Source organism: Polyangium spumosum (assembly GCF_009649845.1).
GTDB lineage: Bacteria > Myxococcota_A > Polyangia > Polyangiales > Polyangiaceae > Polyangium > Polyangium spumosum.
Genome location: NZ_WJIE01000035.1, coordinates 1 through 11,440, shown reverse-complemented (window position 1 = coordinate 11,440; position 11,440 = coordinate 1). Strand labels below are relative to the sequence as shown.

2 protein-coding genes and 2 pseudogenes are annotated in these 11,440 nt (G+C 63.2%); 3 read left to right on the top strand and 1 reads right to left on the bottom strand.

Annotated elements, in window-relative coordinates; genetic code table 11:
• Window positions 1–161 precede the first annotated feature (161 nt).
• Window positions 162–7,199, top strand: a complete 7,038-nt coding sequence (locus GF068_RS42370) for a SpvB/TcaC N-terminal domain-containing protein (RefSeq protein WP_170320026.1) — start codon at window positions 162–164, stop codon at window positions 7,197–7,199.
• Window positions 7,200–7,317: 118 nt separating this feature from the next.
• Window positions 7,318–7,656 (top strand): annotated as a pseudogene (tnpA, locus tag GF068_RS42365) (IS200/IS605 family transposase).
• Window positions 7,657–8,409: 753 nt separating this feature from the next.
• On the opposite strand, the pseudogene GF068_RS42360 reads toward tnpA, so the two are convergent.
• A pseudogene (locus tag GF068_RS42360) lies at window positions 8,410–9,663 on the bottom strand (IS701 family transposase).
• A 611-nt stretch (window positions 9,664–10,274) separates the two neighbouring features.
• On the opposite strand from GF068_RS42360, the gene GF068_RS42350 reads away from it, so the two are divergent.
• Window positions 10,275–11,440, top strand: a 1,166-nt coding sequence (locus GF068_RS42350) for a transposase (protein WP_153825271.1), incomplete at its 3' end; no start/stop codon positions are given.

Genomic DNA, 11,440 nt, shown 5'->3' with positions numbered 1-11,440 from the left:
AGCGACGCGGGAAACAGGAGAGAGGGCACGCCATGGAGCAGAAAGGTTTTGCACCGAAGCCGAAGACGACCGCGCCCGAGGCGGTCAAGGCCCCGAGCCCGTCGCTTCCGAAGGGGGGCGGCGCGGTTCGTGGGCTCGGCGAGAAATTCGCCGCGAGCCTGGTGAGCGGCACGGGATCCCTCACGGTCCCGATCGCGGTTTCGCCGGGTCGTGGCGGGTTCGGGCCCGAGCTCGCCGTCGCGTACGATTCCGGCGGCGGCAACGGGCTCTTCGGTGTGGGCTTTCGGCTCTCCGTGCCCTCGATCTCTCGCAAGACCGAACGTGGTTTGCCCGAGTACGAGGACCTCCGCGAATCCGATGTGTTCATCATGTCGGGCGCGGAAGACCTCGTGCCGAAGCTCGATGAGGATGAGCAAGGCAACTGGGTGCGCGACGTCCCGAAGGACGACGCCGTCGAGCGAATCGAGCGGTATCGTCCCCGGGTGGAAGGTCTCTTCGCGCGCATCGAGCGCGTCACGGAGAAGGCGAACGGGAACGTCTACTGGCGTGCCACGACCAAGGACAACGTAACGAGCATCTATGGCCGGTCCGAGGGGGCTCGGATCACGAGCCCCTGGGCCCAGACCAAGGTCTTCTCATGGCTGCTCGAGCGCACCGAGGACGCGCTCGGGAACATCATCGTCTACGACTACAAGTCTGAAGACTTCGCGAATGTGCCGAATGCCATCTACGAGAGGCAACGGCTCGCGGGTGACGCGCCGGTTGTCAACCGCTACCTCAAGCGGATCCGGTACGGGAATACAGTACCATTCCAGGCACAGGGTTTCCTGTTCGAGGTCGTCTTCGATTACGGCGAGCACGGTGCAGCAACGCCGACGCCCGTGGAGGAGAACACCTGGCCCTGCCGGCAGGATCCGTTCTCGAGCTACCGCTCGACGTTCGAGATCCGCACGTACCGTCTTTGCCGGCGGGTGCTGATGTTTCACCACTTCCCCGAGCTCGGCGAGGATCCCGTGCTCGTGCGTTCCACCGACTTCACGTACGCCGAGGGGCCGGCCCTCACCCGGCTCGTGTCGGTCACGCAGTCGGGGTACATCAAGACACAGAGCGGGTACTCGAAGAAGTCTCTGCCGCCGCTCGAGCTCGGATATTCGCTGCCCGAGCTCCAGACCGCCGTCAAACTGCTCGATCCACGTAGCCTCGAAGATCTACCCGGCGGCGTGGATGGGCAATCCGCGCGATGGGTCGACCTCGACGGCGAGGGCATTCCCGGCGTGCTCTGCGAGCAGCAGGGGGCATTTTACTACAAACAAAACCTCGGTGATGGGCACCTCGCCCCGGCACGGCGGCTCTTGAGCCAGCCGGCCCTGGCATCGCGCGGCGGGGCGCAGCTCCTCGACGTCGGGAGCGAGGGGCGACAGTGCCTCGTGGAGCTCACCCCGGAGGGTACCTCGGGCTATCACGAGCGCACGCCGGAGGGCGGCTGGGGGCCTTTCGTGCCGTTCCCCTCGCAGCCGAACGTCAACTGGAACGACCCGCGGGTCCGCTTCATCGACCTCTCCGGCGATGGGCTCGACGACATCCTGGTCACGACCGATCACGTGCAGCTCTGGTACCCGTCGCTCGGCAAGGGAGGCTGGGGCACGCCGCGGGTGTTGCCGAAGGTCTACAACGAGGACAAGAGCCCGACGCTCGTGTTCGCGGACATGACGCAGGCGATCTTCGTCGCGGACATGAGCGGGGACGGTTTGCCCGACATCGTGCGCATCCGCAATGGAAGCATCTGCTACTGGCCGAACCTCGGGCGAGGGCGGTTTGGCGCCAAGGTACAGATGAGCAAGGCGCCGCTGTTCGATGATTCGCACAGGTTCAATCCGCGCCGCATTCGTCTTGGCGATATCGATGGGACCGGGACCACGGACATCGTGTACGTGGCGGGCGACGGGGCGGTCATCGTGTTCAACCAGGCGGGGAACGGCTGGAGTGAGCCGGTGCGAATGCCGGGGTTCCCGACGGCTGATTCCATGTCGACCGTGGGCGTGATCGATCTGCTCGGGTCGGGGACGGCGTGCATCGTGTGGTCGTCGCCGTGGCGGGGTGTGGCGAAGCCGCCGATGCGGTACATCGATCTCTTGGGCAGCAAGAAGCCGTACCTGCTCACGTCGGTCAAAAACAACCTCGGGGCCGAGACGAAGCTCGAGTACGCGCCCTCGACGAAGTTTTACCTGGAGGATCTGAAGGCCGGAAAGCCGTGGGTGACGCGGCTGTCGTTTCCCGTGCATGTGCTCACGCGCGTGGAGACGTTCGACGCGATCAGCAAGGCGCGGTTCGTCAGTACGTACAAGTATCATCACGGGTACTACGACGGGGCAGAGCGAGAGTTCCGGGGGTTTGGCCTCGTCGAACAGTATGACACGGAGTCGTTCTCGGCCGAGCGCGGGAAGGGGCTCTTCGCCGAGGCCGCGCCGGTGGAGGAAGAGTTCCACCTGCCGCCGGTGCTCACGAAGACGTGGTTCCACACGGGCGCGTTTTTCGACAGGAGCCGGATCGCGAGGCAGTTCGCGAAGGAGTATTACGCAGGTGACGGGCAGAGACCGGAATTGCCGGACGCCGTGCTGGAGACAGGGTTGTCGCCGCGGGATCTGCGTGAGGCGTGTCGGGCGCTCAAGGGGCAAATCCTCCGCACGGAGGTCTACGCGCTCGATGGTTCCGAGGCGAAATCGCATCCGTATGTGGTGACGGAGAGCTGCGCGGAGATCCGGCGCGTGCAGCCGGCGACGGCGAAGGCGTTCGGGTCTTTCCACGCGTGGGTGCGCGAGAGCGTGGAGGTGCATTACGAGCGCAACCCGAGCGATCCCCGCGTGGTCCATACGCTGGCGCTCGAGGTGGATCCGTTCGGGCACGTGAAGCGTTCGGCATCGATTGCGTATGCGCGGCGGACGATCCCCAGCGAGATGCCCGAGCAAGGGCTCCTGGCGACGCTCGCCGAGAGCGACGTGGTTGACGAGTACGGGGAGACGGATTGGGACCGAGTCAGCGTGCCGATCGAGACGCGGACGTACGAGCTGACGGGGCTCTCCACGACACGGAGCGCGCTGTTCTCGTTCGGCGACGTCCTCAGCGCCGCGAACGCCGCCGTTGCGATCTCCTACGAGTCGACGCCCAACGGCAGCACGATGCAAAAGCGCCTGGTCGAGCGGGTACGACAGGTTTACTACGACAGCACGACGCTGTCCGGGTCTTCCCCCGCAGCGCTGCCTCTCGGCACGATCGACGCGCTCGCGCTGCCCTACGAGACGTACGCGCTTGCCTTCACTCCAGGCCTCTTGACCGCGGCCTATGGCACGCGCGTGACCTCGACCATGCTCACCGAGGGCGGGTACATCGAAGAAGACGGCGAGTACTGGGTGCGAACTGGCCGTCAGGTGTTCGACCCGAACAAGTTCTACCTGCCGGTCGAGATCCTGGATCCGCTCGGCAACTCCACGACCATCACGTACGACGATCACAACTTGCTCGTGACGTCCGCCGAGGACCCGCTCGGCAATACCGTCATCGCGACAAACGACTACCGCGTCCTCGGGCCCACGCTCGTCACCGACCCGAACGGCAATCGCAGCGCCGCGAAGCTCGACGAGCTCGGGATGGTCGTGGCGACGGCCGTGATGGGCAAGGTCGGCTCGAACGACGGGGACACGCTGGAGGATCCAACCACGACGTTCGAGTACGACCTCGACGTATGGCGCACGACGGGCAAACCCAACGTCGTGCATGCCGCCGCGCGCGAGCGGCACGGGGATGCGCTGACGCCGTGGCAGCACAGCTACACGTACCTCGATGGGCTCGGGCGTGAGATCCTGAAGAAGGCGCAGGCCGAGCCCGGTCCGGCGCCGGTGCGGGACGTGAACGGAGGGCTTGTCAAGGACCAGAACGGCGCGGTAGTGTTGGCCACCGCCTCGCCGCGGTGGGTGGGCACGGGGCGCGTGGTCATTGACAACAAGGGCAATCCCGTCAAGCAGTACGAGTCGTTCTTTTCCGCCACCCACGAATACGAGGACGAACAGGAGCTCGTCGAGTGGGGCGTGACGCCAATCCTGCGTTACGACCCGCTCGGCCGGCTCATCCGAACGGACCTGCCGAACGGGACGCATTCGCGGGTAACGTTTACGCCCTGGCAGCAAGCGAGCTGGGACGGGAACGATACGGTGCTCGAAACGGGCAACCCCTGGTATGCCGCGAGGCAGGCGAGCGCGACGCCGACGCCTTCCGCGCAGGAGCAGCGGGCGGCGGAGTTGACCGAGGAGCATGCGGGGACGCCGGCTCTGGTGCATTTCGACGTGCTGGGCAGGCCGGTGCGCGGGGTGGAGGATAACGGGGCCGCGGGGGCGTACACGACGAAGGCAGTTCTCGACATCGAGGGGAATCCGCGGGCGATCGTGGATGCCCGTGGCAATACCGCGATGGCGTATGTCTTCGACATGCTCGGGCGGACGCTGTACCAGAAGAGCTGCGACTCCGGGGAGCGGTGGACGCTGGCGAATGTGCTCGGGACCCCGATTCGGGGGTGGGATGGCCGGGGGCATGTGGTGCGCTCGGTGTACGATGCGCTGAATCGGCGGACGGGGCTGTGGGTGCAGAAGGGGTCGGATCCGGAGGTGCTCGCCGAGGTGACGGTGTATGGCGAGGGGCAGACGGATCCGGAGGACGTGAATCTGCGTGGGAAGGTGTACCAGGTAAAGGACGGGGCCGGGGTCGTCACCTCGGTCGAGTACGACTTCAAGGGGAATCTGCTGGAGAGCCAGCGGCAGCTCGCGCAGAACTACACGACGCAGCTCGATTGGTCGGGTACGGTGACGCTCGAGACGGAGGTGTTCACGCAGACGACGGCATACGATGCTCTGAATCGGCCGACGAGCCTGACCACGCCGGACCAGAGCGAGATCAAGCCCGTGTACAACGAGGCGAGTCTACTGGAGAAGGTGGAAGCGCGGATTCGGGGTGCGAGTAGCTGGACCACGTTTGTCGATGACATCGACTACGATGCGAAGGGGCAGCGGGAGAAGATCGTTTACGGGAACGGGGTGGTCACGGAGTACAGCTACGATCCGCTGACCTATCGGTTGACGCGGCTCATGACGACGCGGACCTCGGACAACGTGCTCCTCCAGGATCTGCGATACACGTACGATCCGGTGGGCAACATCGTCGAGATTGCCGACCTGGCGCAGGAGGAACTCTACCACAACAGCGAGCTGGTCGAGCCGGTCTGGAAGTACGAGTACGACGCGACCTACCGACTGATCGAGGCCACGGGGCGGGAGCATTCGGGGCAGAATGCGGATATCCAGCAGGATGCCAATGGGTTCCCTCTGGTGAGTGCGGCAAACCCGAATGATCCGCAGGCAATGCGGAACTATGCCGAGAGCTTCGAGTATGATGCGGTCGGCAACATCTTGAAGATGATTCATGCCGCACAGGGCAGCGCGGGGAGCTGGACGCGGCGGTCTGACATCGCGACGACGAGTAACCGGCTTCTCGGGACGAGCTTGCCAGGGGATGCGCTGGGGCAGTACTCGGCGGCGTACACGTACGACGAGCACGGAAGCATGACGTCGATGCCGCATTTGGATGGCATCGAGTGGGATTTCAAGGATCAGAAGCGCGAGGTCGACAAGGGCGGCGGGGGGACAGTCTACTTCACGTACGACGCTGGTGGGCAGCGGGTACGGAAGGTTTGGGAGCATAGCGGGATCGTCGAGCAGCGAATCTACCTCGGGGCCTTCGAGGTGTACCGGAGGCATGAACTCGGGAATGTGGTGCTGGAGCGGGAGACGCTTCATGTGATGGATGATGCGCGGCGGATCGCGATGGTGGAGACCAAGACGGTCGACACGTCGGATTCGAACCTCGTCGTGACATCGCGGGTGAGGTATCAGCTCGGGAATCACCTCGGCTCCGCCGCTCTGGAACTCGATGGAAGTGGGCTCGTCATCAGCTACGAGGAATACCACCCCTACGGGACGACGGCCTACCACGCTGTGGCGAGCGGGGTGGAGGTCAGCGCGAAGAGGTACAGGTACACGGGCAAGGAGAAGGACGAGGAGACGGGGCTCTATTACCACGGGGCGAGGTACTATGCGCCATGGTTGGGACGGTGGACGAGTGCGGATCCAGCGGGGATGGTGGATGGGCCGGGGGTGTATACGTATGTGAGGGGGAGTCCGGTTCGGTTGCACGACCCGGGAGGAGACCAATCGAAGCCAGTCGAGATTCGGACCTCCGAACGTCCGCAGGGAGCGGACGTGCGGATGTGGGCACGGCTCCCTGGCACGAAGGCAAACGTGTTTACCGGCGACGAGGCGGCGGTGCGAGCTGCTGCTGCTAAAGCCGGGGTTCCGGTATACATTTATGACCCCGATGCGCCGTCGCGACGTGATGCCACGATTAAGGCCCATCTCGGCGATATGCAGTTATCGGCGGGTGGTGGGACTTCGGGGCATGACAAACCTAAAGAATCAGATAGTTGGTCGCAGGGGCTTGCCAAGCTTGACGCGAAGCTCTCGCTGGGAGAGAATGAACAGTTGGCGACGAGCTTGTATGGGGTACACGGAGGGGCTAACCCAGATGCAGACTCAAACCCGACGAAACAGGCATTCTTCGCGGGCGTGAGCCTTGGCATGATCGCACTCGACGTTGCAGGAGTTGCTGGTATAGTGCGAGGGCTCACGAAGAAGGCCGTTGAGAAAGTAACGGAAAAACTTGGCCTTAAGGGGTTCGAGGAAGCAACCGAGGAAGCAATTACCAAGGGCGCCAAAGAGACCGTCGATGCGATGGCCGCATCAGCGTCGAAGCATGGCGATGATGTTGCCATCGGCGTTGCAAAGGGTGGACTCCCGATTGACAAGTTAAGAACAACTTTGAGCACGGCGTCGGTGGCTTATAAGGGGACCACCAAGCTTGGTCACGCACTCTCTAAGCATGCAGGGCGACACCCGGAGATATGGGGTAAAGTTACTGGTACGCAGTCCACGTGGCATAGTCAGGCGATGAAGCATTTCAGGGACATTTACAGAGGTCCCGGAGCGTTCAGTAAGGTCACGGACCCCAAAACAGGGATATCCTGGATTGAGAAGCGACTGTCGGACGGCCGCGGGATCAGACTAAACCTAGACTACACATTCAAGGGTTTCGTGGACTAACACCTTAGGGATCCCCCAGCCCAGCTTTGCTGGGGAAGTAGGCGGAGTTTGATATTTCCGGAGTCCGAAGGCGGAACCCCCTTCGTGAGCCGCTCAAAGCATCACGAAGGGGGTTGCTGTGGACGAGTACAGCAGTCTCAACCACACGAAGTGGGAGTGCAAGTACCACGCGTGTTCATCCCGAAATTTAGGGCGAAAGGTGCTGTACGGGGAGCTTCGCCGCTACCTCGGTCCGCTCTTCCGGACCCTTACCGAGCAGAAGGAGAGCCGGGTCGAGGCGGGGCACCTCATGCCGGACCACGTTCACATGATGCTCTAGATCCCGCCGAAGTATGCAGTGACGCAAGTTGTCGGGTACTTCGTCTCGACCATAGTGATAGACGAAGCCGTCATCCGTGAGTACATCCGGAACCAGGAGGCAGAAGACCGGCGGGTCGTGCAACTATGCCTCCTGTAGAATTGTAGAATCGAGCGCCACCTTCAGGTGGCTCCCAAGGCCGCTCGTGGGCGGCCCATAATCCAGCCGCTTTGAGCGGCTCACACATCGAACCCCCCGGTTTTACCGGGGGATCCTTTGGGGCTGATGCGATGGGACAAGTGGTAGAGCTAGTCTTCGAGGTTGAGACGCACGCGCAAGCTGCGCACCTGGTTTCTGATATATTGCATGACACGGAACAGAGTAGGTGCTTGGAAGTTGATGGACGCGCCAGTTGCGATGTTAAGGAGATCCCTGAGCTGCTTGCGGGGAACCCAACGGTGCTCTTCATCATGCCGTCACCTGTCCAAATCGGGGAGATCGGATTGGTGCCGAATGTAGGCCTCCGTGTAGTGCGTGTACCAGGGGGGTTTGACGTAGAGCTGAGCGTTGATCTTGACGACATCGGCAATCCTGAGGCTTTGGCACGAGCCATGTTTTCCTACGCTCAACGGCTGGCAGCGTCACACGAGGTAAAGTCATTTTACGCTGGGCTGGAGCCAGCAAGCGATGAGGACACACGAATATTCACTGGCAGCGAGCTCGGTCCCTATAGCTTTCCGTCGCATGAGTAGGAGCAACCGGGCCTGAATTGACGCGCTAGCACTACTCTGCCACCTTCACCCACACGTTCATATCGGCACGAGCGCCCGCACTGTCGCTCCGCACCGCGCGCATTTTTGGGGCGCAGCGAGCCTTTGAATCAATCGCCGCCGGATCTCCGGCAGCGATGGTTCAGGCGGCGGGCCGCTGCGCCCGGTCGTGTTTTTCTGCGTTACGTAGGTGCTGGAGGAAGGCGAAGGCCATCATCGTCAGGAGCGCGTGATGGTGCAGCGCGTGCCAGGAGCGGCACTCGACGTGGTCGAGCCCGAGCTCCTCCTTCATCTGCTGATGCGCCTGCTCGCAAACCCATCGCGCCTTGACCACCGATGCGAGGGTGCCGAGGTCAGTGTCGGCCGAGTAGTTCGACAGATAATACTTTCGCTCGCCGCTCGCGCGCTTTTCGCAGATGAGCCATACCTCTTCGCCAGGCCCGTGATTGTGTCCGACCACCTTCGGCCCATCAGCCACACGTACGCGGATCGCCGCGAAGGACGCGGTAAGAGGGCCCTTCGTGCCGTCCCGCCAGCTCACTTTCTCGAAGCCGTTCTTTGCTCGCGTGGAGAATACCTCGTGCGCCTTCTTCGGCGCGGCTGATACCTTGCCGCGCTTCGGCGGACGCCCGCCGGATCGTGTTCTCTCGGGCGCGGCCACACGTACGGACTTCGGATAGACGAGCTGGTTCGAGTTCACGCCAACCGCCCACTTGAGACTCAATCCTGAAAGCCCGCGCCGAAACGCGGCGCACGCGCCGTAGCCGGCGTCCGCCAGGACATCGCCGAACTCGAGGCCGCTCTGGACGATGCGCTCGACCTCGTCGAGCGCGATCTGCCACTTCGGTCGGAACACTACGTCCTCTGGCACCTTCGCGCGGCGCCGTCGCGCAGGATCGTGCGCCCACTCTTTCGTGAGGTAAAGCCGGAGCGCCACGGGGACGGGCACCTCGTCACGCGCGAGCGTGACGGAGACGAGTGCCTGGCAATTGGCGTTCTTGCCGAGCTGCCCGCAATATTGATGCGCGACGCCGACCGAGTGGGTCCCCTACTTCGGGATCGCCGTGTCGTCGATGACGAGATGCGCATCCTTGCCGCCTACGAGCGCTCCGGCCTTCTCGAGAAGCACGCGCTCGTGCCCGGCCGTGTCCCAGCGGGAGGTCGAGAGGAAGTGGTGAAGCTGCTGCGTCTCGCCCGGGCAAACCCGCGCAGCCATCGGTTCGATGCTCTTGCGGTCGCCAGGTCCGAGGAGCCCACGCATGTAGATCGGAGCCCACTTCTGCTGAGACGGGTAACCGAACTCGTGCAGAAACGGCAGAAGCCAGGAGTCGAACTCGCGCTCCCAGCGCTCCTCGGCCAGTTCGTCAGGGTGGAACGACGGTTTGACGGCGGTCACGCGGGCAAACCAGCGCAAAGGGAACCGATGGGCCAAATTTTTCGACACGGAGGGTCGCGACGCCCCGGAGATCAAGCCCGTAGCATGTCAGATCGCGGGCAGGATGGCTGGAGATGGCAGAGTAGTGCTAGAGCTGATCTCACAAACCACCCAGGAGCGCTCTGAGGAACAGGACAGGGCAGCGAAGGTGCACGAAGCCACGGAAGTTCTCGACGTGACGCTTGTATCTGTTCACGAGCCGACGAGAGCTGTGGAGCCATGCGAAAAGTAGCTCCACCTTCCAGTGGCACTTGTAGCGGCGGAGGGGGCCGATGGTCCTGGGGGAGGCGCTTGCGGTTCGAGCGTTGGGGTGCGAGCAGCTCGACTTCTCGTTCTTTGGCGAGCCGCGCGTGGATCGCGTCGCTGTTGTAAGGCCTTGTCGCCGATGAGCCGCGCTGGGAGCTGGCAGCTGTCGGCTTCGCGGCTGAAAGGTAGCTGTCGGAGCCCTCTAGAGCGCCGATCCCTTCAACTTCCCCGATCCTTCCGCGTACTTACACGAGGGGGATCGACAGGCGCTTGCCGACGTGATCCACTCTCCGCGGCTCGCCCAGCCCAACGGAGAAGTCACGTCTATGTCGACCGCCGTTCCGCGCTGGAATCCGAGCTCTGTCGCGACCCGCAGGGAGCAGATGCTCCTGGCCCGGCTGGGCAACCACCGGAAGCTGTTCGCGTTCCTTTATCAGCATCGCCTGGAGTTGTTCGACGACGCTTTCCAGGACGAGCTCGCGGCCATGTACCGCGACACCGGCGAAGGCAGGCTGCCTGTACCTCCAGCCTTGCTGGCGATGGTCTTGTTATTACAGGCGTATCACGGCGTATCCGATCGCGAGGCGGTCGAGTTGACGGTCGTCGATCTGCGCTGGCAGCTCGTGCTGAGCATCTTGGGAGCTGAAACGCAGGCGTTCGGGCAGAGCACCTTGCAGGCGTTCCGCGAGCGGATGATCGCGCATGGTATGGACCTCCGGATGCTCGAGCGCACGATCGAGCTCGCCAAGAAGACCCAGGGGTTCGACTGGAAAAAGTTGCCGAAGACGCTGCGCCTGGCGGTCGACTCGCGTCCCCTGGAAGGCGCGGGTCGTGTCGAGGACACGATAAACCTACTCGGCCATGCGGCTTTTAAGCTCCTGCGCGGAGCGGCCGCGTTACTCGAGCTGAAAGCGGAGCAAATCGCGGCGTGCGCGGGAGCCCCTGTATTCCTGGCGCCAAGCATCAAGACGGGCCTGGACATCGACTGGTTTGATCCCGAGCAAAAGGCGGAGGCGATCGCCGAACTCACGCGGCAGATCGACGCGCTGGAGGCGTGGATTCGCAGGCAGGCCGGCGCCGCGGCCGACGAGGCGCCGCTGAAGGAGCTGTTCGATTGTATCGCGCAGCTTCGCGCCCAAGATCTCCAGCCGGATCCGCCGGGAGGCGGCAAGCCCCGCATCCGCGAGGGCGTTGCCAAAGAGCGGCGTGTGTCGATCGAGGATCCGCAGATGCGCCACGGGCGCAAGAGCAAATCAAAGCGCTTCAAGGGCTACAAGCAACACATCGCGAACGACCTGGATACCGAGTTGATCCTGGCTGTCTCTGTTACACCTGCCAATCGTCCCGAAGGCGAGGGCGCGGCAGACCTCGCGAAGGATCTCTCACGATCCCCGAGGAATGACAAAATTGACGAGGTGTACATCGATCGCGCATACGTGAGCAGCGAGCTCGTACGAGATGCATCGGGTGCGGGAGCCCAGGTATTTTGCAA